The sequence below is a fragment of the Lysobacter sp. HDW10 genome, from assembly GCF_011300685.1.
Lineage (GTDB): Bacteria > Pseudomonadota > Gammaproteobacteria > Xanthomonadales > Xanthomonadaceae > Solilutibacter.
Genome location: NZ_CP049864.1, coordinates 1,861,918 through 1,887,840, shown reverse-complemented (window position 1 = coordinate 1,887,840; position 25,923 = coordinate 1,861,918). Strand labels below are relative to the sequence as shown.

Genomic DNA, 25,923 nt, shown 5'->3' with positions numbered 1-25,923 from the left:
TCATGCCAAAACGTACAGACATCAAAACCGTCTTAATCATAGGTGCCGGCCCGATCGTGATCGGGCAGGCCTGTGAGTTTGACTATTCGGGTGCGCAAGCGTGTAAAGCGCTGCGCGAGGAGGGATATCGCGTTGTGCTGGTCAACAGCAATCCTGCGACCATCATGACCGACCCCGAAATGGCGGATGCGGTGTATATCGAGCCCATCAATTGGCAGACGGTCGAGAAGATCATCGCCAAAGAGCGCCCGGATGCGCTGCTGCCCACCATGGGCGGTCAAACGGCTTTGAACTGTGCGTTGGACTTGGCTGACAACGGCGTACTCGAGCAGTACAACGTTGAGCTCATTGGCGCTTCGCGTGATGCGATTCGCATGGCGGAAGATCGCGAATTGTTCCGCGTGGCGATGGACGAAATCGGACTTGAATGTCCGAAAGCGCAAGTCGCCCGCACGTTCGAACAAGCGGTCGAGATCCAAACCAAAGTCGGCTATCCCACCATCATTCGCCCCAGTTTTACGCTTGGCGGTACCGGTGGCGGTATTGCTTACAACAAAGAAGAGTTTGAAGAAATCGCCAAGCGCGGTCTCGATTTGTCGCCCGTCAGCGAGATTCTGGTTGAAGAGTCCGTTCTTGGCTGGAAAGAGTTCGAGATGGAAGTGGTGCGTGACACCGCCGACAATTGCATCATCGTCTGCAGCATCGAGAACTTGGACCCGATGGGTGTGCACACCGGCGACAGCATTACGGTCGCGCCGGCACAAACCCTGACCGACAAGGAATACCAACGACTTCGCAACGCCAGTATTGCGGTGCTGCGCAAGATCGGTGTAGACACCGGTGGTTCCAACGTGCAGTTCGGCATCAATGCCGAAACGGGACGCGTGGTTGTCATCGAAATGAATCCACGCGTGTCGCGCTCGTCGGCGTTGGCTTCGAAAGCCACCGGTTTCCCGATTGCAAAGATCGCTGCAAAGCTCGCCGTCGGTTACACGCTCGACGAATTGAAGAACGATATTACCGGGGGTCTGACACCGGCATCGTTCGAACCTTCCATCGACTACGTCGTGACGAAGATTCCGCGCTTTGCATTCGAAAAGTTCCCCACTGCTGACGCGCGTTTGACCACGCAAATGAAATCCGTCGGCGAAGTGATGGCCTTTGGCCGCACCTTCCAAGAATCCGTCCAGAAAGCACTGCGTGGCTTGGAGACCGGCAAGTCCGGATTCGACCCCACGGGGCTCGACTTGAGTGACGACAGCGATTTGGCCACTTTGCGCAGAGAACTGCGTGAGCCCGGTCCCGAACGTTTGTTTCATATTGCAGATGCATTCCGCGCGGGCATGAGTGTTGAAGAAGTGCATGCGCTTTCATTCGTTGATCCGTGGTTCTTGGATCAAATCGAAGAAATTGTCGCCACCGAGAAAGACATCGCGATCAACGGTCTGGCAGCACTTGATGCAAAAGGCATGCTGCATGTCAAACGCATGGGCTTTGCAGATTTGCGCATTGCGCAACTGCTGCAATCCGATGAAAAGTCGGTGCGTGTGCTGCGTAAGGCATTGGGCGTTAAACCTGCTTACAAGCGCGTTGACAGCTGTGCCGGAGAATTTGCAACTGACACGGCCTACCTGTATTCCACTTACGAACAAGAATGCGAAGCGAACCCGAGCAGCCGTGAAAAGATCATGGTGTTGGGGGGTGGTCCGAATCGCATCGGGCAGGGGATTGAATTCGACTATTGCTGCGTGCATGCCGCTTTGGCGCTGCGCGAAGATGGCTATGAAACCATCATGGTCAATTGCAACCCGGAAACGGTTTCCACTGACTACGACACCTCAGACCGCTTGTACTTCGAATCGCTGACCTTGGAAGACGTATTGAATATCGTCGACCTGGAAAAGCCGAAGGGCGTGATCGTGCAATACGGCGGGCAAACGCCGCTGAAATTGGCACGTGCACTTGAGGCCAATGGTGTGCCGATTATCGGTACCTCACCCGATTCAATTGACCTCGCGGAAGATCGTGAGCGCTTCCAGCAATTGGTCGAGCAATTGGGCTTGAATCAACCGCCGAATCGCACGGCACGCAGTGCAGAAGAGGCCCTGACGTTGGCGCGTCATATCGGCTACCCGCTGGTGGTGCGTCCCAGCTACGTCTTGGGTGGGCGTGCGATGGAAGTGGTTCACACCGATGCAGACCTTGAGCGCTATATGCGCGAAGCGGTGAAAGTCTCGAACGATTCGCCAGTCTTGCTTGATCGTTTCCTCGACAATGCCGTTGAAGTTGACATCGATGTCATTGCAGATCACGAAGGTCACGTGCTGATTGGCGGTGTCATGGAACACATCGAAGAGGCGGGCGTGCATTCGGGCGACTCCTCTTGTTCATTGCCGCCGTACTCTTTGCCGCAACGCGTGCAAGCGCCCTTGCGTGAGCAAGTGGTGGCATTAGCCAAAGCTCTGAACGTGGTCGGCCTGATGAACACGCAGTTCGCGATTCAAATGCAGGATGACGGTGAGTACGTCATCTATTTGCTTGAAGTCAATCCACGCGCTTCGCGTACGGTGCCATTTGTTTCGAAAGCGACCGGGCGTCCGCTGGCAAAAATTGCTGCACGCTGCATGGCCGGTAAGACTTTGGCAGAGCAGGGCACGACGGAAGAAATCATTCCTGACTATTTCTCAGTCAAGGAAGCGGTTTTCCCATTCGCCAAGTTCCAAGGCGTCGACCCGATCCTTGGGCCGGAAATGCGCTCCACGGGTGAAGTGATGGGTGTTGGTCGCAGTTTCGGTGCAGCGTTCGCGCGTGCAGAAGAAGCCGCCAACATTCAAGTGCCGAAGCAAGGCAAGGCATTCCTGTCCGTGCGTGATCCCGACAAGCAACGCTTGCTGCCGATCGCACATGAACTGGTTCGAATGGGCTTTAGCTTGGTTGCGACACGCGGCACGGCGAAATGGCTACAGGCCAACGATCTTGAATGTGAGTTGATCAACAAGGTGATCGAAGGTCGTCCGCATGTGGTGGATCTCATCAAGAACGGCGAAATCACCTACATCGTGAATACCACTGAAGGCCGTCAAGCCATCAACGACTCCTTCTCAATTCGCCGCGAGGCCCTGCAACATCGCGTGACATACTCGACCACGGTGTCGGGTGCCAAGGCCTTGCTGCATTCGCTTCAATATCGGAATAGCGGACCCGTGTGGTCGCTGCAAGAACTGCATAAGGAGTTGCAAGCATGAGTAGAGCACCGATTACTTCGGCCGGCGCAGTGCGTCTGCGCGCGGAGCTCGAGGAATTGAAGTCCGTCAAACGCCCCGCGGTCATTGAAGCGATCTCTGAAGCGCGCGCACACGGCGATCTAAAGGAAAATGCCGAATATCATGCGGCACGTGAGCAACAAGGCTTCATTGAAGGGCGTATCAAACATCTGGAAGCCGAGCTCTCGCATGCCCAGGTCATCGACGTGAGTACGTTGAATGCCGGCGACAAAGTTGTGTTCGGTGCAAAGGTCGAGTTGGCGTCGATGGCGTCGGACGAAACCCGCAACTATCAAATCGTGGGTGATCTCGAGGCGGACATCAAACAGGGGCTGATCGCCATTTCATCACCGGTCGCGCGTGCGCTGATTGGCAAGCACGAAGGTGACGCCATCACGATCGAAGCGCCGGGCGGCACGCACGAGTACGAAATCGTCAGCGTCAATTACGAAGGCTGAGTCCGCCATGATCCGGGTATTGCTGCCGGATGCCCGCAGATGGCCCCATATTGAAGTGCCTCTGGCAAAACGCTTGGGGCAAGCGAATCGATCGCGTCTGCGTGCCAATACTTGGCTCGCACAGACCTTCGGCTTGGCAGATCCGCAACATTGGCCGGCGGCTGCGTTGACGCGCATGATTGATCGCCCCGAAACCGATTCGCAAAGTGCTGCATGGCTGCGCGCAGATCCCGCATGGATCAAAGCCGATATCAATGGCGGCAAGTTGCTAGGCGTGGGTGAAACTTTGCCGATGACGCCTGAAGACGTACAAGCGTTTTTGCCCACATTGATGCCCTTGTTTGGCGATGCAGGGATGCCGATCGACGCCCCCAATCCACATCGGTGGTACTTGAGACTGACAAACGGCACGCCACTTCCGCCATTTAGTGGCCCCATTGATGCGTTAGGCGACGATGCGTTTTCGCACATGGATTTCGAAGGCACGCATCGACGTTGGAAAACACTGATGAGTGAGGCCCAAATTCTGCTGCATCAGCATCCGAGGAACGAGGTGCGTCTTGCGCAGGGTCTGGCGCCCATCAACTCACTGTGGTTCTGGGGGCAAGGTGAATTGCCGCCCAAACGCCCAATACAAGTGGGACGTGTCTTTACGCGCGATGCCATCCTCGCGGGTCTCGCGAGGCACCAAGGTGTGTCTGCGATCGAACTCACAGATGTCCCCGACGTCCTTCAAGACGATGATGTGCTGGATCTGCGCGGTGTTCCCGTCGATCGGGTTCAGTCGAATCTCAACGTGCTGACCGGCACACGGCACGTGCAATGCCTTTTCGAAGACTTCGATGCCCTGGAAATCACGCGAACCCAGCGTTACCGCATTTGGCGAAGACCATTGCAACTCAGTGCCGCGCGCGAATGAGTGCAGAGCGCGAGAGACCCATCAGGATTGTGCGTAGAAGTGTGCCTGATTCGCACATGCAAACAGGCGCCTGGCCGACAGCGTTGCCCAAGGTACTAACACGCATCCATGCGGCGCGTGGGTCCTCGTCGTTTTCTGAAGCGATGCCAAAACTCGATGTCATGCCCCATTTCTCGTTGTTGAAAGATATCGATCCAGCTGTGTCACTGCTGCAAACCGCAATTCAAGAAGATCGGCACATTGTGGTGACGGCTGATTTCGATTGTGACGGCGCAACGGCATGCGCGGTTGCTATGCGGGGATTGCGATTATTGGGCGCGAAACACTTGAGCTACGCGGTGCCTGATCGCGCGATCCACGGCTATGGGCTGACGCCTGCGTTGGTCGACGAACTCCGGCCGATGCGCCCGGATTTGATTGTCACCGTGGACCACGGGATAGCTTGCTTCGATGGTGTGCGGGCGGCCAAAAATGCAGGTTGGCAGGTACTTGTCACCGATCACCATCTTCCTGGTGATCGCTTGCCTTGTGCCGATGCAATCGTCAATCCGAATCAGCCAGACGACGTTTTTCCGTCAAAAGCCCTGGCGGGCGTCGGGGTAATGTTCTACGTGTTGTTGGCACTCCGGTCCCGGATGGCGCTACCGTCGGTCGAGCTCACCGCGTTATTGGATCTGGTGGCGATCGGCACTGTCGCCGACATGGTTCGGTTGGATCCACTGAATCGAGCATTGGTGCAAGCGGGACTGAATCGGATCCGGGCAGGTAAAGTCCACGCCGGCATCGCGGCGATTGCTGCCGTGGCCGGACGCGACTTGTCCTCGCTCACCTCAGCGGATATCGGCTTTTCGATTGCGCCTCGAATCAATGCTGCGGGTCGCTTGGAGGACATGCGTGTCGGCATCGAATGTTTGATGGCGGATTCGCGGGCAGTTGCCGAGCAACTCGCTGGAACTTTGGATGTCATCAACCGCGAACGACGCGACTTGCAGCAGGCGATGATCGCAAGTGGTGATGTATTGGCCGAACGTGCGCACGACGAAGACGCGCTCGTGCTGTGCTTGCAAGACGCCGATTGGCATGCGGGTGTCATCGGCTTGGTTGCCTCTAAACTCAAGGACAAGACACATCGTCCGGTGGTTGCATTTGCGCCTTCTGGTAATGACGACGACATGCTTCGCGGTTCGGCCCGTTCGATTCCCGGCTTTCACATGCGTGACGCGCTGGCATGGGTCGATGCGAAAAATCCAGGGATGATCGAGCGGTTCGGTGGCCATGCCATGGCGGCCGGATTGAGCTTGCCGGTCGCACATTTCGATGAATTCAACCGAGCCATGCAATCTGTGGGTCAAGTTTGGCTGACGCCTTCGATCCTCGAAGCGTTCATCGAATCAGATGGCCCACTGACGCCGCAGGAAATGAGTGCGGGCACCGCAGTTGCCTTGAGAGACGGCGGTGTGTGGGGCCAGGCCTATCCCGAACCCCAGTTTGATGATGTTTTTGAAGTGCTCGAATCGCGATGGCTGAAAGAAAAACACCTGAGAATGAAGGTTCGCAAGGACGGCTGTGTATTTAGTGCGATCCAGTTCAACGCCCCGCAGCGTGAAACCGGCGAACGGGTCAGGCTTGTCTATCAATTGGTGCTGGATGATTGGCGCGGGGGTGATGCCGTGCAATTGATGGTGCGACACCGCCAGCCAGCCTGAAGCGCAAACCGAAAAACGGACGGAGCCACGGAACTCGCCGAATCAATCCGAATGCCGCGAAGCAGATACAGAAGGTGAGCGCGATCAGCGCGACGTATTCGATCAGCCAGGGCAAATGCAGCGATCGGACATTCCACGCCAAAAGAATGATGACGGTTTGGTGCAGGATGTAGAGTGGGAACACCGCTTCTGTCAGCCAAGCACGCCAGCGACTATCGGTATGGCGCCATCTCATCGCGTAACCGGTGATCGCACATATCGCAGCCCACGTCATGACACCCCAAAGCGCACGTTGCGTCGCCAAGGCGAGCGCCGGGACGCTGCCGGTATCAGAATCGAATACAAGAAAGCAGGCCAAGAATGTCAGGTAGCAGATCGCCCAAAGTACCGTCATCCAACGCCGCGCCGCATAAATTGTGTGCCAAGCACGCTCGTTGAATGCGATCGCAAGGCCGGTGACGAATGCCACGCCATACTGAGCGTGGTTGTACCAATCGTCGTCAAGATCATGTGTCGAATCGAATAGGGGGTAGAGCCAAACGCGCGCAAGCACCAATAGGCACATCGGAACGAGGAGTGTGGCCAAACCGCCCAAGTATTTTTCCGACAGGGACACCCAATGCGCTTTCGCCGAAGTGGGAATGCATTTCGCAAGTCCGCAGGCGAGCAAGGTGTATAGCCACAGATAGGCAACGAACCAAAGATGGTTCCATGTTGGTGCATCGATGCAATCGTGTGGTCTCACACAATAGATGTCGCCACCTTGCAAGTAGCGCTGGTAGAAAGCCCATGCTGGCATATCGAAGCCCGGCATCTTTTCCTTGAGTTCCAAGTAGACCTGTGGAACGACAACGACAAACATGCCGAATAGGAGTGGAATCAGCAAACGCTTACTGCGCGACCATGCCAACCCTCCGCCGCGGGTGCGCATTGCGTAGGCAAACGCGACACCGGCTATGAAGAACAGCAATGACAAGCGCCAAGGTGCAGTCAGTAACATGAAGGGTTCCAGTGCATGCGACATGGCCGGACTCTTGATGTGCCAATCCCAAGTCGTGTAGTACATACCGACGTGGTACGGGACGAGCAAGGCGAATGCGCCGATGCGTAACCAATCTAGGTCGTAACGGCGTGCTGAAATCGAAGGGGTCATGTCGCTGACGGATGGCAAGGGAAGATGGATGCCACGATGCGGCGAAGTTCGGCGGGCCGCTACGACTAGGTGCCCACCCGATGCGCCAATGTGTCCAATCGCGGGTCCAGAGGGATGAATCGCGGCCGCCCCAATGCATTGAATCCCTATAATGCGGCGATGCAAGCCATCGGCCCCGCCTTCATCCAACGTCATCCACAATGGTTCCGTTCGCTCGAGATCGGGTTTTGGGTGGTCCAATACCTTGTCAGCGCCGTCGCTAACACCCTCACGGCAACGATGGACGTGGACCGATATGCGTTGGGCTTCGCGGGCTGGCAGCCAGCGGTTTGGGAAGGCAGCAGTGCATTGATGAGTTTGCTATTGGTGCCTGCGATGGTCTGGTGGACGCGTCGGTTCCCGATTCATTTCGACAACTGGCGGCGCAGTCTGCCGATTCATGTGCTCGGCAGTGTCCTGTGGTCCGTCATTCATGTGACGGGTATGGTTCTGATCCGCAAAGCGATCTACACAACGCAGGGACTTCACTATGATTTCAGCCCATGGCTCCTTGAGTTTGCCTATGAATATCTGAAAGATGTCCGTTCGTATGCAGGTGTGGTCGTGACGATCGAGGCTTACCGTTTTGTGCGTCGTCGCCTGAAAGGCGAAGCGAGCATGCTCTCGGTGCCCGACGACGGCCCACCGGTGGAGCCCATCGAGCGCCCGCAGCGGTTCCTTGTCCGAAAGCTTGGCAAAGAGTTTCTGGTTGCGGCAAACGACATCGAATGGTTGCAGGCTTCCGGCAATTACGTGAACCTGCATATGCGTGGCCGTGACTATCCTCTGCGTAGCACCTTGGGTAGTTTCGAGTCGCGCCTCGACCTGGGTCGGTTTGTGCGAATACATCGCAGCTATATGGTGAACGTCGACCAAGTCGCCTCGATCGAACCGTTGGACTCTGGGGATGCCAAGATCCACCTCAAAACGGGCGACAGTTTGCCTTGCAGTCGAACCTATCGTGCACGTTTGAAGCAGCATTTGGATCCTGACGGCTGATCATCAACCCCTTTTGGGGGGCGTAAGCGTTGTACGATTAAATCCTCAGGGGAGTTTGATCATGCGAGCGAATCTCAAGTTGGGTGGCGGTGTTCTCGCCATGCTGTTCCTTCTGGCCGCGCCATGGGCTACTGCACAGGAAGACCTCCAGGTTCGACCGGTGTTGCAAGTGAAAAATGCGGCACAACCGGTGCGCTTAACCTCGGTCACTGTTGATGTCAGCACGGCAGCCAGTGAAGCCTGGATTCGATATGACTTGGTGTTTCAGAATCCGAATGCACGCGTGTTGGAAGGTAACTTGGATTTTCCGCTGTCTGATGGCCAGCAAGTGGTGGGCTTTGCGCTGGACGTCAATGGTGAAATGCGCGATGCCGTCGCTGTACCAAAAGCCAAAGGTCGCACTGTCTTCGAAGCGATCGAGCGGCGTAATGTGGATCCCGCATTACTAGAGAAAACAGCAGGCAATCACTACAGCTTGCGGATCTATCCCATTCCAGCCAATGGCACGCGCACTGTCCGCTTGTGGGTTGCGCAGTCGCTCAAGCGCGTGGATAAGACCTATCAGCTGCCACTGACTATTTCGTTTGCACGTGAAGTCAAAAGCATTCCGTTGTCGGTGACAGGAAACGAACGCGCCGTCTTGGCGAATTTCGGTCGTCGATTGAACTGGTCGGCACAAGACAAACGGACATCAACAGTGCTGGATGCCCGTGATCTGGATCGCGCCGGTCGCGTTGTGTTGGAATGGCCCGCCACTGATGCACCGACTGTGCTGTTGCAGCGCGCACCTCAGGGCGACTTCGCACTCGCAGAGCTCAAGCTGGTCAACGCAAATTCGGCAAAGGCACCTATCCGGCATTTGGCGCTGATTTGGGACGCCTCACTTTCAGGACTGGAACGCGACCATGACTTGGAGCTCGCAGCATTGTCCAGGCTGCTGAACAAGCTTTCGAACGTGCGTGTCACCTTGCAGCTATTGCGAGACACATCGTCCGCACCGCGCGTCTTTGACATCAAGAACGGACAGAGCGCGCAATTGCTCTCGGTGTTGCGCGAGCAGCCCTACGACGGCGCGACGCGTGCTTCTGCCATCGCACCCATAGCGGGCGCAGACCGCTATCTCTATGTTGGCGATGGCCTCTTCAATCTGGGCGTCGACAGCGTGCCGACCTTGCCAGCGCGCCTGGACGCATGGACAAATGGCGCAGCAGATTCAAGCCGCTTGAGATCATGGACGGCCGCACATCGTGGCGCTGTCGTCGCCCTTAACTCGACGGCTGACTTGCCCGCCGTTGACGACATGTTGCGCACGCCGGCAATGGTTGAACGCATCGATGTGCCGGGTGGCAAGGGTGCTGTTGTTGAAACACCCTTTGTGGATGCCGAAGGTCGCATTCGTTTCGCCGTGGAAAGACAATCCGCCAACGCGCGTGCGACGGTGCATTGGCGTGACGCACGCGGTGCGCATGCCACGGTTGTGCCGATTGTCGGCGAGCTGACAGAAGGTCGCATGGCGGCCTATACCTGGGCACGTTGGACGATGGATGCGTTGGAAGCGGATCGCGCCTCTCACAGTTCCGAGCTGCAAGCACTCGGTGCGCGATTTGGGATCCCAAACGCCGAGAGTTCGTTGATTGTGCTCGAAACTGCTGATGACTATGCCCGCTATGACATTCAACCGCCGGCGGACTTGTTAGCGGAATGGCAGCGCATCAAGCAATTGCAACGTGAGGCATTGGTTTCAAAGCGCCAAGCGCAAGTGGATGCACTCAACACGCGCTATGAAGAACGTGGCAAGTGGTGGACGACCGTGTTTCCGAAGGACGCACCGCCAACTGCGAAGCCGACGCCTGCAGTCGCTGAAGCGCGCGCAGTCGCCGCGCTAGACGCGGTTGAGGTTCAAGGTCAACAGCGTGCAATGGCCCGTAGCACTAGGGCGGCGGAAGCCGCTGCCGCATCTGCGCCGCCACCTTCACCCGTCGCATTGATGGCACCCGGCACTGTTTCTGCAAACAGCACTGCCGGCGTCGTGGCTGGCGCTGCAAGCATTCGTATTCAAGCATGGCGATCGGATTCACCCGAAGCATTGCGTTTGCGCAGCGCGCCGAAGGCGATGCTTTATGCAACCTATCTTGATGCGCGACAGTCTCTTCAAAAGAGCCCGGCCTTCTATATGGACGCGGCCGATGTACTGCGAGACCGTGGCGAAGTTGTTTTGGCGAAACGCGTACTGAGCAACTTGGCAGAGCTTGCCATTGAAGACCGTCACCTGCTGCGCCTGCTCGCCTATCGAATGCAAGAACTGAAGGCGTGGAAAGAAGCCGTGCCCTTGCTGCGCCGTGTGCTTGAACTCGCCCCCGATGAGCCACAAAGCTACCGTGATCTCGCACTCGCGTTGCAAGCGACACACGACTACCAAGGGGCAGCAGATGCCTTCTACACCGTCGTGACCGGAACCTGGGATTCGCGCTTTGCCGATATTGATTTGATTTCGCTGGTCGAACTCAACACGCTGATCAACAAGCACGCCGCGCGCATCGATACATCGCGTTTCGATGCGCGATTGTTGCATCACTATCCGGTAGGCCTGCGCACTGTGTTGAGTTGGGACGCCAATAACAGCGATATGGACTTGTGGGTCACCGATCCGAATGGCGAACGCGTCTACTACGCACACAAAACCTCGTACCAAGGTGGGCGTATCTCTCGGGATTTCACCGGCGGCTATGGCCCTGAAGAATTTGTGCTGCGCCTGCCCAAGAAGGGCGTGTACAAGGTCGAAGCCAACTATTTCGGCGACCGACAACAAGTGCTCGCTGGGGAAACCACACTGATGCTGACGTTCTCCACCGACTACGGCACGCCCGCGCAAAAAGATCAGACCGTCACCTTGCGTCTGAAGGATAAGAAGGAAACGATTGCAGTAGGGACATTTGAAGTGAAATAGGATCGGCCCAAGGCGTTTCATTGGCTGCACATCATTTTGCGAATAGGATGTGCAGATGCCGACCATCCTGCTCGTTGAAGATGAGACCGCCATTGCGGACACCGTGATATTTGCGCTGCGTGCGGAAGGCTTCAACACGGTGCACACAGCGCTTGGGCAGGCGGCGCTGGACTTGGTCGAGCAGGGTGGTATTGACCTTGCCATCTTGGACATTGGCTTGCCCGATATCGATGGCTTCAGTGTGTGTAAGAAGCTTAGGCAGCACAGCCAGATTCCGGTCATCTTCCTCACTGCACGGGGCGAGGAGTTGGATCGCATTGTCGGCTTGGAGATCGGCGCGGACGACTATATCTGCAAGCCGTTCTCACCGAGAGAAGTGGCGACACGGGCCAAAGTGATTCTCCGACGGGCGGCCGCTCAAGGCCATGCCGAATCCGACGGGCAGGGCGCTGGCAACTTCATTCACGATGTGGCGGGACTACGCGTGCGCTATCACGGTCAAACCTTGGCCCTTACGCGTTACGAATACGGATTGCTTTCCGCCTTGCTTGCACGACCTGGCGCAGTGTTGACACGCACTGCGTTGATGGACCGCGTGTGGACCGAAGCCTTCGACAGCAGTGACCGAACCATCGACACGCACATCAAGACGCTGCGCGCCAAACTTTCAAAAATTGCGCCAGACAAGTCCCCGATCCGCACGCATCGCGGCTTGGGCTACTCATTGGACGTGCAGCAGTGAAAATCGCGTGGCGCGTACTGCTTGGCTATTTCTTGATTGTGGCGATGGCCGCTTTCATGCTGGGCCAAGTCTTTCTCGAGCAGATTAAGCCGGCGGTGCGTCAAACGGCGGAAGACACCTTGGCCGACACTGCCAACAGTCTCGCAGAGCTCGCAAGTGAGGACTTGGCTACAGGTCAAATGGCGGATGGCCTGTTTGCGCGCCGCATGCGCAGCCTGTCAGACAGGCGTGTCAACGCTGATATTTGGGGCTACAAAAAGCAGGGCGTGGCGTATCGCATTACCGTCACCGATGCGAAGGGCAGTGTTGTTTTTGATTCGCAAGGCAAGGATCTGGGCCGAGACAATTCACGCTGGAATGATGTGGCGAGAACCTTGCGAGGTGAATACGGCGCACGCTCCACGCGCGAACAGGCCGATGATCCCGCGTCGACTGTGATGTGGGTGGCCGCCCCCATTCGCCACGAGGGCAAACTCATCGGTGTATTGAGTATTGGCAAGCCCAATCGCGTGCTACAGCCGTTCATCACTGAAAGCAGAAACGTGATTTTGAAGTGGGGCATCGTCTTGTTAGGGGTCGCCCTTTTGATTGGGATTGCGATGGCTTGGTGGTTGTCGAGCCAGTTGGGGCATTTGCGCGCCTACGCACAAGCAGTCACGGCTGGAAAGAACGCGCCTGCGCCGAAAGCGTCAGCGGAGTTCGGTGAGCTTGGCCGCGCCTTGGAACACATGCGCACGGAACTCGACGGCAAAGAATATGTGGAGGAATACGTCCACACTTTGACCCACGAACTTAAGAGTCCATTGGCATCCATTCAAGCTGCCGCAGAAATCCTTGAAGGGCCGCTCGATGTCGCGGACCATCGCAAGTTTGTCGGACACATCCAAAGCCAAAGCTCACGTATGGCTGAGATGGTTGAACAACTCTTGGCGCTGGCCTCTGTGGAACAACGACGGCAGTTGGATAGCCCCGAACCTGTCGACGTGCATTCTGTGCTCAGAGACGCCATCGCCAGTTTGGAAACCAAAGCCGCCGCTGCCAATGTCCGGATCGACGTCGTAGGCGCGACGCAGACCACCGTGATGGGCGATCCCTTTTTGCTGCGTCAGGCGCTGATCAATCTGTTGGATAACGCCATTGAGTTTTCGCCGGTCAATGGACACGTGCGCTGCGAACTCATTGCATCCGAAGCATCGGTGACCGTGCAAATTGACGATCACGGCCCCGGCATTCCTGAGTTTGCCTTGGGACGCGTGTTCGAACGCTTCTACTCACTCCCACGACACACAGGCGGAAGTCGTAGCAGTGGAATCGGGCTTTCATTCGTAGCGGCCATTGCCGCCTTGCATAACGGCACAGCGCACTTGGTCAACACGGAGGCCGGCGCGCGTGCGACGCTGACGGTGTCGCGCTAATACTTCACATTCAGCACACATTGCCGCCATCGTCGGCGCACAGGTCGTCGTCATTCTGAGCTATCTCCAGAGTGGCGTTTTGACATGCATCTATTTTTGAAAGCGGTGATGATTTTCTGCCTGACGATCGTGATCGTCATTGCGCTCGCCTTGATCGGTGACATCATCCAAGATCGACAAAGCTACCGTGCACAAGCGATCGACGATATTGCAGCCAATGTGGGCGAGTCTCAAACCTTTGCAGGCCCCGTTTTGGTATTGCCCTATGTCGAAACGCGTCGAGTCGTCGAAACCGATACGAGCGGAAAAAGCACAACAAAGTTCATACGGACTGACAAACAACAGATCGTCTTTCCCAGTCAATTACACATTGAAGGCGAACTACCCGTCGGCGTGCGCATGCGAGGGATGCATGCCGTGCGCGTATTCGATTGGAAGGGCGCGGCGAACGCAAGCTTTGAAACACACTTGGCGCCAAATGACGACAATGTCAGCCGTGAATTTTCGCAGCCGTGGCTCAGCGTTGAGTTTTCTGATCCACGAGGTTTACAAGGCGTCCCGAAACTCGCCGTGAATGGTGTCCCGCAGAAAGTACGGCCAGGTGCCGGCTTTCGTGCAGGCAATGGCATCCATGCGCTGCTCAAGACCCCGAAAGCGGGCGATGCGATCGCATTTTCCACGACGCTCGCCATCGATTTGAGAGGCACGCAGAGCTTTTCGTTCCTACCCATTGGCGATGACAACCAAGTCGATCTCAAGTCTGCTTGGGATGCGCCGAAATTCGTAGGCGCGTCGCCTGAGCAGGATCCGGTTGCCAAAGGATTCTCAGCCCATTGGCGCGTGAGTGCGTTGTCCACCAATGTTCAGGATGACTACGCAGACGGAAAGCCGTTGTCGCAAAGAATGCCCCTGCTTGAAAGCACAACCATTGAAACGGAGGTGCCTGGGCGCATCAGCGTCACGTTTATTGATCCCGTCAACGTCTACTCGAGTACGGCGCGCGCAATCAAATACGGCGTGCTCTTTGTCGCAGTCACATTTGCGGGCTTCTTCCTTTTCGAGTGCTTGAAACGCGTGGCGATTCATCCGATTCAATATCTGCTCGTCGGATTTGCGATCGCCATCTTCTATCTCCTCTTGCTGTCTATGAGCGAACACTTCAGCTTTGGTCAGTCCTATCTCTGCGCAGCCATCGCATGCGTGGGCCTGATCACCTGGTATCTCACCGCCGTCCTGCAAGGGTGGAAGGCCGCATTGGGCTTCACTGCTCTGCTGAGTGCCTTGTACGGCGTGCTATACGGCTTGTTGGTCTCAGAAGACAATGCGCTGATCATGGGCTCTGCGCTTCTGTTCGTGTTGCTTGCCGCGATCATGACCCTGACGCGAAAGGTGGACTGGTATGCCATCTCCAAGCCCTCAGGTGGCTTCAAAGGCCTGTTTAACGGGCAGTCCGAGGCCCGAAAATGATAGAATCGCGGGTCATTTAATTTGATTCAGCCCCATGATTGAACTCAATCCCATCCGAGCCCGTATCAGCGATCTGATCGATCGCCTAGACGCGCTTCGGGGGTTTCTTTGACTACGATGCCAAGCGTGAGCGCCTGGAAGAAGTAGAACGCGAACTTGAAAACCCCGACATTTGGAACGATTCCGAGCGCGCCCAAGCACTAGGGCGCGAACGCTCCCAGCTCGACAAAACCGTCAATGGGTTGCGTGATCTCAAGGAGGGTTTAGGCGGCGCCGGCGAACTGTTGGACTTGGCTGAGATGGAAGCCGATGAAGACACTGCGCTGGCGGTGGTGGCCGACGTCGATCGCTTTGAAAAAGGCGTCGAGCAACTTGAATTCCAACGCATGTTCTCGGGCAAGATGGATTCGACGAACGCATTCGTCGATATCCAAGCGGGTGCGGGCGGTACCGAAGCGCAAGATTGGGCTGAAATTCTGTTGCGCATGTATTTGCGTTGGGCCGAATCCCGCGGCTGGAAAACTGAATTGCTTGAAGTCAGCGGCGGTGATGTCGCTGGCATCAAGTCGGCAACCTTCCGCGTAGAGGGCGAATTCGCCTATGGTTGGTTGAAGACCGAGATTGGCGTCCACCGTTTGGTTCGCAAGTCGCCATTCGACTCCGACAATCGTCGACACACGAGTTTCACCAGTGTGTTCGTTTCACCGGAAGTGGATGATTCATTCGAGATCGACATCAACCCCGCCGACTTGCGCACCGACGTTTACCGCTCGTCAGGTGCGGGTGGTCAGCACGTGAATAAGACGGAATCGGCGGTGCGTATCACGCACATTCCGACCAATACGGTTGTGGCATGCCAGACCGAACGCAGTCAGCACGCGAACCGCGATCGCGCCATGAAGATGCTTGCCGCAAAGTTGTATGAGCTTGAAATGCAAAAGCGCAACGCGGAAAGGGATGCGCTTGAAGCGACCAAAGCGGATGTGGGCTGGGGCAGTCAGATCCGAAACTATGTGCTTGATCAATCCCGCATCAAGGATTTGCGCACCGGTGTAGAACGCACTGATACGCAAAAGGTGTTGGACGGTGACTTGGACGAGTTCGTTGAAGCGAGCTTGAAGTCCGGTCTCGATGCGGGCGCCAAACGCTCGGATATGGTCTGATCGAAGTATTGCCACTTGAACCCTGTGCGTTGGAAAGCCGGACATGAACGAAACACCGCAAGCCCCCGTTGACGAAAATGCGCTGATTGCCGAGCGCCGCGGCAAATTGAATCAGATGCGTGCCGACGGCATCGCCTATCCGAATGACTTCCGTCGTCGGGAGCAGGCCGGTGATCTGCAGCATGAATATGCCGATGCCGAAAAGTGGACGGGCGAGGCGCTTGAAGCCACGGGACGCAAGGTCGCCATTGCCGGTCGCATGATGGCGAAGCGCGTCATGGGCAAAGCCGCATTTGCGCAAATTCAGGACGTCACGGGCCGCATCCAGATGTTCCTGCAGTCCACGCAATTGGGCGAGACCTATGACCTCTTCAAAACCTGGGATGTCGGCGACATCATCGCAGGTGAAGGCTCACTCATGCGCACCAAGACCGGCGAGCTGTCGGTCAAGGTCGAGTCTTTGCGCTTGCTGACCAAAGCACTGCGTCCTTTACCTGACAAGTGGCATGGCCTTGCAGACGTTGAGCAACGTTACCGTCAACGCTACGTTGACTTGATTGTGACGCCGGAGTCGCGCGAAGTTTTCGTGGCGCGCTCACGCATCATTGCATCGATGCGTCGTTGGTTAGACGATCGCCGCTTCCTGGAAGTTGAGACACCGATGATGCATTACATCGCTGGTGGCGCAACGGCAAAGCCATTTACAACGCACCACAATGCGCTAGACCTTGATCTGTACTTGCGTGTTGCGCCAGAGTTGTATCTGAAGCGTTTGGTGGTCGGCGGCTTTGAACGTGTCTACGAAATCAATCGCAACTTCCGCAACGAAGGTGTGAGCACACGACACAATCCCGAATTCACCATGCTCGAACTCTATGAAGCCTATGTCGGCTACGAAGAAGTCATGGATTTGACGGAAGCACTGATTCGCCATGCCGCACAAGACGCCATGGGCACGACCGCGATGGTGTGGGAGTCGCGTGAGATTGATCTCGGCAAGCCGTTCCGCCGGTGGAAGCTCGAAGAAGCTGTGCGCGAACTCAATCCGGAGATCAGCGTCGCGGACTGCCGTGACCGTGACGCCTTGGCGGCGCACTGCGCCCGTCTCAAAGTCGGCGTGAAGCCGAGCTACGGTTGGGGCAAATTGCTCCTCGAAATCTTTGAGAAGACGGTTGAAGGCGGTTTGTTGCAGCCGACCTTCATTACGCATTACCCGGTGGAAGTGTCGCCTTTGGCACGCGAGTCAGATACAGAGCCGGGCATCACTGATCGCTTCGAACTTTTCATTGGCGGCAAAGAAATCGCCAATGGATTCTCCGAACTCAATGATCCTGAAGATCAGGCCGCGCGTTTCAAGGCCCAAGTTGAGGCGAAAGATGCAGGCGATGACGAAGCCATGCACTTCGACGCCGACTACATTCGTGCGCTCGAAGTAGGGTTGCCGCCGACAGGCGGGCTCGGCATCGGTATCGACCGCCTGGTGATGCTGTTGACCGACCGCGCGTCCATCCGTGATGTATTGCTGTTCCCGTACATGCGACCAGAACACTGATCGCGATCTTATTCAGACAAAGAAAAACGCCGCTTCTTCAAGCGGCGTTCTTTTGAACAACTGGCTTAACGAAGTTCTCGGCGCAAGATCTTGCCCACGTTCGTTTTCGGCAGCTCATCGCGGAACTCAACGATATGCGGACGCTTATAGCCGGTGAGATTCTCTTTCGCGAAGGCTTTGACATCTTCGGCAGTGAGCGACGGATCCTTCTTGACGATCACAACCTTCACGGTTTCACCGGAATGCTCGTCAGGCGCACCCACTGCTGCGACTTCTGCAATGCCCGGCATCGCTGAAAGCACGTCTTCGATTTCATTCGGGTAAACGTTGAAACCAGACACGAGAATCATGTCTTTCTTGCGATCAACGATATACGCATATCCGTTGGATTCGATTCTGGCGACGTCACCCGTATGCAGCCACCCAGCGGCGTCCATGACGTTGGCGGTTTCATCAGGGCGTTGCCAATAACCCGCCATCACTTGCGGACCTTTCACACACAACTCGCCAGTGGCGGCGCCGTCATTCGGCAGAATGTTGCCGTCGTCATCCTGGATACAAATATCCGTCGAGGGCACAGGCAAACCGATTGAGCCGTTGTATTCCTTCAAGTCCAACGGATTGATACACACGGCGGGCGAGGTCTCAGTCAGACCATAGGCTTCTGCCAAGGTGCAGCCGGTGACCTTCTTCCAGCGTTCTGCGACGCTGCGCTGAACCGCCATGCCGCCACCCAAGGTCAAATGCAGATGTGAAAAATCGACAGTGTCGAAATCTTTCGCATTGAGCAAACCATTGAACAAGGTGTTCACGCCGGTAATGGCTGTGAATTTGTGCTTCTTCAGCTCTTTGACGAAGCCCGGCATGTCACGCGGATTGGTGATCAAGACGTTCTTTGAACCGAGCTCGAAGAACACCAAGCCATTCGCTGTCAATGCAAAGATGTGATACAGCGGCAGGGCAGTGATGATCAATTCTTTGCCGACGGTGGCATAAGGTGCAACCCATGCACTGGCTTGCAGCATGTTCGAGATCAAGTTGCGATGCGTCAGCATGGCGCCTTTGGCCACACCCGTCGTACCGCCGGTGTATTGCAAGAACGCGAGATCCGTATTGACGACTTCTACCGGCTTCAAAGGCTGTTGCGCGCCTTTTGCCAGTGCATCTTTGAAACGGACCGCACCAGCGATGTGATAGCTCGGCACCATCTTCTTGATGTGCTTCACCACAAAGTTGACGATCAAACCCTTTGCGCCGAGCAGGTCACCCAGACCGGTTGTGACGACATGCTTCAAAGCGGTGTTTGCCAAGACCTCTGACACAACCGAACCAAAATTGTCGACAACGACGATGGCGACGGCACCTGAGTCTTTCATCTGGTGTTCGAGTTCGCGCGCCGTGTAGAGCGGGTTGACGTTTACCACGGTTAGACCTGCGCGCAGGATCCCGAACGTTGCAATCGGCTGCTGCAAGCAGTTCGGCATCATCACCGCAACACGATCGCCTTTCTTCAAGCCCAATGTGTTCTGCAAGTACGAAGCGAAATGATCAGCCGCTTTGTCGAAGGCATCATAGGTGATGCTCTTGCCCATACATTCAAAGGCTTCGTGATCGCCGAACTTTGCGATCGAACCTTTGACCATGTCATTGATTGAGCTGTATTTGTCCGGATCGATGGTATGCGGCACATGCGCCGGATAGTTCTGCAACCAAGGACGATCAATGCTCATCAATTCACCTGTCAAAAAAAGTGCGCGTTTAGCGGCAATTCATTGATTGGAGCATGCCCGAGGCGTTGGGGCAAGCGATGCGCATGGTGCAATGCGGAAAATAGAAACGGCGCATTCTCATGCGCCGTCTCGAGTGTGACCCAGATGGCAAATTCAGTGCACTTTCGATGCGAGTTGACGCAAAACGTACTGAAGCAAGCCACCGTTCTTGAAGTATTCGACTTCCTTCGGCGTCAACAGCAATACCGAGACGTCGAAAGACCGTTGCTTGCCATCTGCTGAAGTCGCAGTGACCGTTGCGGTTTTTGACTCGCCATTGCGGAGACCCGTGATATCGATCCGTTCACTGCCGTCCAATCCCAGGCTTTGTGCGTTCTCACCGTGGGCAAATTGAAGTGGCAAGACACCCATGCCCACCAAGTTGGAGCGGTGGATACGTTCAAAGCTCTCTGCAATCACAGCCTTGATACCTAGCAGGTTGGTGCCTTTCGCCGCCCAGTCGCGCGAAGAACCCGTGCCGTATTCCTTGCCCGCAAAGACCACCAACGGCACCTTGTCTGCCTTGTACTTCATGGCTGCGTCATAGATAGCAAGGTGTTCCGTCGACTTGCCGTCAGGGCTGAAGTAAATGGTGCTACCGCCTTCTTCGCCATTCAACATCAAGTTCTTGATGCGGATATTGGCGAATGTGCCACGCACCATCACGTCGTCATTGCCGCGGCGCGAACCATAGCTATTGAAGTCCGCGGGTTGCACACCGCGTTCGATCAAGAAGCGACCTGCGGGTGACTCCTTCTTGATATTGCCTGCCGGTGAAATGTGATCCGTGGTGATTGAGTCACCAAAGATGCCCATCACCCGCGCACCGGCCAAATCGTCAATCGTGCCGACCTCCATGGTCATGCCATCGAAGTAGGGCGGGTTCTTGATATAGGTCGAACGATCATCCCAAGCGAAAATCTGACCTTCCGGCGTGTTCACTGTGTTCCAGCGCGAATCACCTTTGAAGACATCCGCGTAGTTTTGTTTGAACATTTCCGGGCCGACCGTGGCTGCGATCATGTCGCCAATCTCTTTATTGCTTGGCCAAATGTCACGCAAATACACGTCTTTACCGTCACTGCCTTTGCCGAGTGGCTCAGTGCTGAGATCGATATCGACGGTGCCGGCGATGGCGAACGCAACCACCAACGGCGGGGACGCCAAGTAATTCATCTTGACTTCGGGATGCACACGCCCTTCAAAGTTGCGATTGCCGGACAACACCGACGCCACGACCAAATCGTGCTCCGCGATGCCAGCGCTCACGGCTTGCGGTAGTGGGCCCGAGTTACCGATACAGGTCGTGCAGCCGTAACCCACTACATAGAAACCCAGCTGTTCGAGATCATCCAACACACCTGCTTTGCGCAAGTAGTCCGTCACCACCAATGAACCCGGGCCAAGTGAAGTCTTTACCCATGGTGCGGCTTTCAATCCTTTCGCCGCTGCATTGCGCGCCAACAAACCGGCACCCAACATCACCGCCGGATTGGAAGTATTCGTACAAGAGGTAATGGCCGCGATCACGACAGAACCATCTTTGAGCTCATGCACGCCATCCGACAACTTGATACGCGACACAGGTTTTGCGGCGAGTTCGTGCGCCTGCGGTTGATCGCCGCCTTCCGCGGCCATGCGCTTCATGGCCGAATTGGTGACGTTGCGGTGTTCCGTCAGCGGGCCCACACACGCGTTGTAGTTGTGCTTCAGCTCGCTCAACAACACGCGATCCTGCGGACGCTTCGGGCCAGCTAGCGAAGGCAGCACAGTGGCCATGTCGAGTGTCAAGGTGCTGCTGTATTCTGCGTGCGGCGAATTGACGTCGTGCCAGAGGCCTTGTGCCTTGGCATAGGTCTCAACCAATGCAATATGCGCCTCATCCCGACCCGACAAACGCATATAGCTGAGCGCTTCCGCATCGATCGGGAAAATGCCGCAGGTGGCCCCATATTCGGGCGCCATGTTGGCGATCGTTGCACGGTCTGCAAGCGGCAAATGCTGCAAGCCATCGCCGTAAAACTCTACGAACTTTCCAACGACGCCATGCGCACGCAACATTTGCGTGACTGTCAGCACCAAGTCTGTGGCGGTTGCGCCTTCAGGCAGTTTGCCGGTCAATTTGAAACCTACGACTTGAGGAATCAACATCGACGAAGGTTGGCCGAGCATGGCAGCTTCTGCCTCAATACCGCCGACGCCCCAGCCCAACACGCCAATGCCGTTGATCATCGTCGTGTGGCTATCTGTACCAAACACGGTATCCGGAAATGCATGCAGTTCGCCGTCGATTTCTCGCGCCATGACCACGCGCGCCAAATGTTCAAGATTGACTTGGTGAACGATGCCGGTGGCGGGAGGCACCACCTTGAAGTCAGTGAACGCTTTTTGACCCCAACGTAAGAAGCTGTAGCGCTCAAGATTTCGTTCGAATTCAATTTTGGCATTGAGGTCGAGCGCGTCGGCACGGCCATAGACGTCAACTTGTACGGAGTGGTCAATCACGAGCTCCGACGGAATTTGTGGGTTGATCTGCTCAGGCTTGCCGCCGAGCGCCGTCACGGCATCGCGCATCGCCGCCAAATCCACAACACACGGCACACCCGTGAAATCCTGCAGCACGACACGCGCGGGCATGAAGGCGATTTCTGTATCCGGGACTTTTGAAGGCACCCATTGCGCAACCGCAGCAATGTGTTCGGGGCCCACGGTCACACCACCGTCTTCGTGACGCAGCAGATTCTCCAGCAGGATTTTCATCGCGTAGGGAAGGTGTGCGATATCGAATTGCTCGCCGAGTTTCGGCAGGCTGTGATAGGCGTAGTGTTTGCCGCCTACTTCGAGTCGGGTTTGCGTCTTGAAGCTGTCCATCCAGATGGCTCCCGTGTAGAAAAGAGAAGTATGTGCCAACGCCCATACAGAAAGTGTGATTCTGCGCGCTGGCCCTTGATTTTCAAGGGCTTTTTAGTGTCATACGACTTGCTCGGGGAGGCCTGTTCAGGTAAAATAATCGGCTGACCCGCCGCGCTTTTCGCAGGGCACTTACGCAGGACATTTCTATGCTTAGCACTTATCGCCAACATGTTGCCGAACGCGCCGCGCTCGGTATTCCGCCGCTGCCATTGAGCGCGCAGCAAACTGCTGACTTGATCGAATTGATTAAGCATCCGCCGGCAGGCGAGGGTGAAGTGCTGGTTGACTTGATTACAAACCGCGTCCCCGCAGGCGTCGATGATGCCGCAATGGTCAAGGCCTCCTACCTTGCCGCCGTTGCACATGGCAGCGAGTCCACGCCGCTGATTTCTCGCAAGCGTGCCACTGAGCTGCTCGGCACCATGCTGGGTGGCTACAACATCCAGCCGCTCATCGAATTGTTGGATGACGCAGAAGTGGGTGAAACCGCGGCAGAGGCACTGAAACACACCTTGCTGATGTTTGATGCATTCCATGACGTGCAGAGCAAAGCAGAGGCCGGCAATGCCAATGCGAAGTCTGTGCTGCAAAGCTGGGCGGACGCCGAATGGTTCACCAGCAAGCCGGAAGTCCCCGAATCACTCACCGTGACAGTGTTCAAAGTCCCCGGTGAAACCAATACCGATGACCTCTCACCGGCACCGGATGCGACGACCCGTCCTGACATCCCGATGCACGGCTTGGCAATGCTCAAGAACAAGCGCGACGACGCGCCGTTTGTGCCGGAAGAAGACGGTAAACGCGGCCCGATCGACCTCATTCAAAGCCTGAAAGAAAAGGGTCACTTGGTCGCCTACGTCGGCGACGTCGTGGGCACCGGCTCTTCGCGTAAATCCGCCACGAACTCCGTGTTGTGGTGGACCGGCGAAGACATTCCGTTTATTCCGAACAAGCGCTTTGGTGGCGTGTGTCTGGGCGCCAAAATTGCCCCCATCTTCTACAACACGATGGAAGACGCGGGCGCATTGCCAATTGAATTGGACGTCTCACAAATGAACTTGGGCGACGTGATCGAATTGCGTCCCTATGAAGGCAAAGCCCTTAAAGACGGTGCCGTCATTGCCGAATTCCAAGTCAAGAGCGAAGTGTTGTTTGACGAAGTGCGCGCCGGTGGCCGTATTCCGTTGATCATTGGCCGCGGCCTCACTGCAAAAGCACGCGAAGCATTGGGCCTGCCGGCGTCTGACTTGTTCCGTTTGCCGCAAGTCCAAGCAGACTCAGGTAAAGGCTTCACCCTCGCGCAAAAAATGGTTGGCCGCGCATGTGGACTGCCGGATGGGCAGGGTGTGCGTCCAGGTACCTATTGCGAACCGCGTATGACCTCGGTGGGCTCGCAAGATACGACCGGCCCGATGACGCGTGATGAACTGAAAGATCTGGCATGTCTCGGATTCTCGGCGGATCTGGTGATGCAGTCCTTCTGTCACACCGCGGCTTACCCGAAACCGGTCGACGTTAAAACGCACCACACATTGCCTGACTTCATCAGCAACCGCGGTGGCATCTCCTTGCGTCCCGGCGACGGCATCATTCACAGCTGGCTCAATCGCATGTTGCTGCCAGACACCGTTGGCACAGGTGGCGACTCTCATACCCGTTTCCCGGTCGGCATTTCATTCCCCGCAGGTTCGGGTCTGGTGGCCTTTGCCGCCGCCACAGGTGTGATGCCGCTCGACATGCCGGAATCGGTTCTGGTGCGCTTCAAGGGCACGATGCAACCGGGTGTCACCTTGCGTGATCTCGTGCATGCAATCCCCTTGTACGCCATCAAGCAGGGCTTGTTGACTGTCGCGAAGCAAGGCAAGAAGAATATTTTCTCGGGCAGAATTCTCGAAATTGAAGGTCTCCCGACCTTGAAGATCGAACAGGCGTTCGAACTCGCCGATGCATCCGCAGAACGTTCCGCAGCGGCCTGCACGGTCAAACTCGACCAAGCGCCGATCATCGAATACCTCAACAGCAATATCACCTTGCTGAAGTGGATGATTGCAGAAGGCTATTCGGACGCGCGTTCCTTGCAACGTCGTATCGACAAGATGCAGCAGTGGGTGGATAACCCGCAGTTGCTCCAGGCCGACTCAGACGCGGAATACGCCGCAACGATTGAAATCAACTTGGATGAGATCGTAGAACCGATCGTGTGCTGTCCGAACGATCCGGACGATGCGAAGACCTTGTCAGATGTGGCAGGCGCTTCCATCGATGAGGTGTTCATCGGTTCGTGCATGACCAATATCGGTCACTTCCGTGCCGCTGCGAAGTTGTTGGAAGGCAAGCGCGATATTCCAACGCGTTTGTGGGTGGCACCGCCGACGAAGATGGACGCGCAACAACTCTCCGAAGAAGGTCACTACGGCACCTTTGGCGCCGCTGGTGCACGCATGGAAATGCCGGGCTGTTCTTTGTGCATGGGTAACCAAGCACAAGTCCGCGAAGGCGCGACTGTGATGTCGACCAGCACGCGCAACTTCCCGAATCGTCTTGGCAAGAACAGCAATGTCTACTTGGGTTCGGCAGAGTTGGCCGCTATCTGCTCACGTCTCGGTCGTATCCCGACGCGTGCTGAATACCTCGCCGACATCGGCGTCGTGAATGAAAGCGGCGATACGATCTACCGCTACATGAACTTCGACCAGATGCCTGAGTATCAAGAAGTCGCAGCCAGCGTATAAATCGCCCTGACGAAAAACCCGCCGAAAGGCGGGTTTTTTTATCACTCCATGTTTGCGCTTATAACTTCTCGGCGAGAACGGCAGACATCGCGCCGCGCTTAAACAAGAAGTCCAAGGTTGAACCGCCTAGTTGGCGCCACAGCACCGCAGCGCGCAAAGCAGCCAACAAAATGGCGCGAATTTCGTCCACCACATGATCTTGCGCCAAGTAGTGCGGATTGCCTTGCACCATGACACGCGGCTTCAAGGGACTGATATGCGTCGCATAAATCTGCGCAAAGGCTTTGATGACTTCCGGCGATGCATTGCCGTCCTGCGCGTCTGGTCGCGGTACCGCCAGAATCGCCTTATGGACCTGTTCCATCACCTCATGATCGCGAGAGAAGGTACGCTCCAACGCCATGACAGACATGGCCAGTCGGGTGAAGTTCGGATCCGTATTTCCTTCGCTCAACTGCTTCTGCAGGCGCTGCAAACCCTGGCGAATCTCATGGCGATTGCCATAAACCGCTTCAACGTTGGGCGCGTCAATCGCGAATACGCTGCCCATCAAAGCGCGAACAGCTGCATGGTCGGAATGACCGGTGTCTGCAATCTTGCGAACGATTTGCACCGCTTGCGCGAGGCCACCCAAGGCCAAGACGCGTGATTCCATACTCATGTGCCGGACACTCCATCACCCATCG

Annotated in this window: 16 protein-coding genes; 12 read left to right on the top strand and 4 right to left on the bottom strand. The window is 56.2% G+C overall.

The features are described from left to right. Positions 1–2: 2 nt before the first annotated feature. The 4 genes from carB to recJ are packed head-to-tail and all read left to right on the top strand — an operon-like array spanning position 3 to position 6,346. A complete protein-coding gene (gene carB, locus G7069_RS09085; RefSeq protein ID WP_166296798.1) occupies positions 3–3,245 on the top strand; it encodes a carbamoyl-phosphate synthase large subunit in 3,243 nt (1,080 codons plus the stop codon). Continuing rightward, positions 3,242–3,721, top strand: a complete 480-nt coding sequence (gene greA, locus G7069_RS09080) for a transcription elongation factor GreA (protein ID WP_166296785.1) — start codon at positions 3,242–3,244, stop codon at positions 3,719–3,721. The genes carB and greA overlap by 4 nt, the downstream gene beginning before the upstream one ends. A gap of 7 nt (positions 3,722–3,728) precedes the next feature. Beyond that, positions 3,729–4,640, top strand: a complete 912-nt coding sequence (locus tag G7069_RS09075) for a phosphoglycerate mutase (RefSeq protein WP_166296783.1) — start codon at positions 3,729–3,731, stop codon at positions 4,638–4,640. 56 nt (positions 4,641–4,696) lie between these two features. Beyond that, positions 4,697–6,346, top strand: coding sequence for a single-stranded-DNA-specific exonuclease RecJ (gene recJ, locus G7069_RS09070; protein ID WP_240912558.1), 1,650 nt, complete (start codon positions 4,697–4,699; stop codon positions 6,344–6,346). Here recJ and G7069_RS09065 read toward each other — a convergent pair. After that, positions 6,261–7,499 (bottom strand): acyltransferase, encoded by a 1,239-nt coding sequence (locus G7069_RS09065; RefSeq protein ID WP_166296779.1) that lies wholly within the window; start codon positions 7,497–7,499, stop codon positions 6,261–6,263. The two genes, recJ and G7069_RS09065, sit on opposite strands and share 86 nt — an antisense overlap. A gap of 114 nt (positions 7,500–7,613) precedes the next feature. On the opposite strand from G7069_RS09065, the gene G7069_RS09060 reads away from it, so the two are divergent. The 7 genes from G7069_RS09060 (at position 7,614) to lysS (ending at position 17,823) form a co-directional block, all read left to right on the top strand. Then, positions 7,614–8,537 carry a LytTR family DNA-binding domain-containing protein gene (locus tag G7069_RS09060; RefSeq protein WP_343162586.1) on the top strand — a complete coding sequence of 308 codons (924 nt, stop codon included), beginning with the start codon at positions 7,614–7,616 and terminating at the stop codon, positions 8,535–8,537. A gap of 61 nt (positions 8,538–8,598) precedes the next feature. Beyond that, a complete protein-coding gene (locus G7069_RS09055; protein WP_166296777.1) occupies positions 8,599–11,484 on the top strand; it encodes a DUF2135 domain-containing protein in 2,886 nt (961 codons plus the stop codon). Between the two features lie 55 nt (positions 11,485–11,539). Then, a complete protein-coding gene (creB, locus tag G7069_RS09050) occupies positions 11,540–12,226 on the top strand; it encodes a two-component system response regulator CreB (protein ID WP_305055009.1) in 687 nt (228 codons plus the stop codon). Then, positions 12,223–13,641: a two-component system sensor histidine kinase CreC gene (gene creC / locus G7069_RS09045; protein WP_166296773.1), complete on the top strand. Its 1,419-nt coding sequence runs from the start codon at positions 12,223–12,225 to the stop codon at positions 13,639–13,641. The genes creB and creC overlap by 4 nt, the downstream gene beginning before the upstream one ends. 84 nt (positions 13,642–13,725) lie before the next feature. Further along, entirely contained in the window at positions 13,726–15,108 is a 1,383-nt protein-coding gene (gene creD / locus G7069_RS09040) for a cell envelope integrity protein CreD (RefSeq protein ID WP_166296771.1), read from the top strand. A gap of 34 nt (positions 15,109–15,142) precedes the next feature. Further along, positions 15,143–16,271, top strand: a protein-coding gene (prfB, locus tag G7069_RS09035; RefSeq protein WP_166296769.1) for a peptide chain release factor 2 whose coding sequence is annotated in 2 segments (ribosomal slippage) — positions 15,143–15,217 and positions 15,219–16,271 — 1,128 coding nt in all. Because the reading frame shifts where the segments join, the coding sequence is not laid out codon by codon here. A gap of 43 nt (positions 16,272–16,314) precedes the next feature. Next, a complete protein-coding gene (gene lysS, locus G7069_RS09030) occupies positions 16,315–17,823 on the top strand; it encodes a lysine--tRNA ligase (protein WP_166296767.1) in 1,509 nt (502 codons plus the stop codon). A gap of 65 nt (positions 17,824–17,888) precedes the next feature. Here lysS and G7069_RS09025 read toward each other — a convergent pair whose 3' ends face one another. Together G7069_RS09025 and acnA are read right to left on the bottom strand one after the other, a co-directional pair. Then, complete coding sequence (locus G7069_RS09025) at positions 17,889–19,553, bottom strand: AMP-binding protein (protein WP_166296764.1); 1,665 nt, start codon at positions 19,551–19,553, stop codon at positions 17,889–17,891. Positions 19,554–19,706: 153 nt separating this feature from the next. Then, a complete protein-coding gene (acnA, locus tag G7069_RS09020) occupies positions 19,707–22,463 on the bottom strand; it encodes an aconitate hydratase AcnA (protein WP_166296761.1) in 2,757 nt (918 codons plus the stop codon). Between the two features lie 188 nt (positions 22,464–22,651). Here acnA and acnB point away from each other — a divergent pair, with 188 nt between their 5' ends. Further along, positions 22,652–25,237, top strand: coding sequence for a bifunctional aconitate hydratase 2/2-methylisocitrate dehydratase (acnB, locus tag G7069_RS09015; RefSeq protein WP_166296758.1), 2,586 nt, complete (start codon positions 22,652–22,654; stop codon positions 25,235–25,237). Between the two features lie 58 nt (positions 25,238–25,295). Here the strand turns inward: acnB and hflD are convergent, their stop codons facing one another. After that, on the bottom strand, positions 25,296–25,898 hold the full coding sequence (hflD, locus tag G7069_RS09010; protein ID WP_240912557.1) for a high frequency lysogenization protein HflD: 603 nt from the start codon (positions 25,896–25,898) through the stop codon (positions 25,296–25,298). Positions 25,899–25,923: the final 25 nt, after the last annotated feature.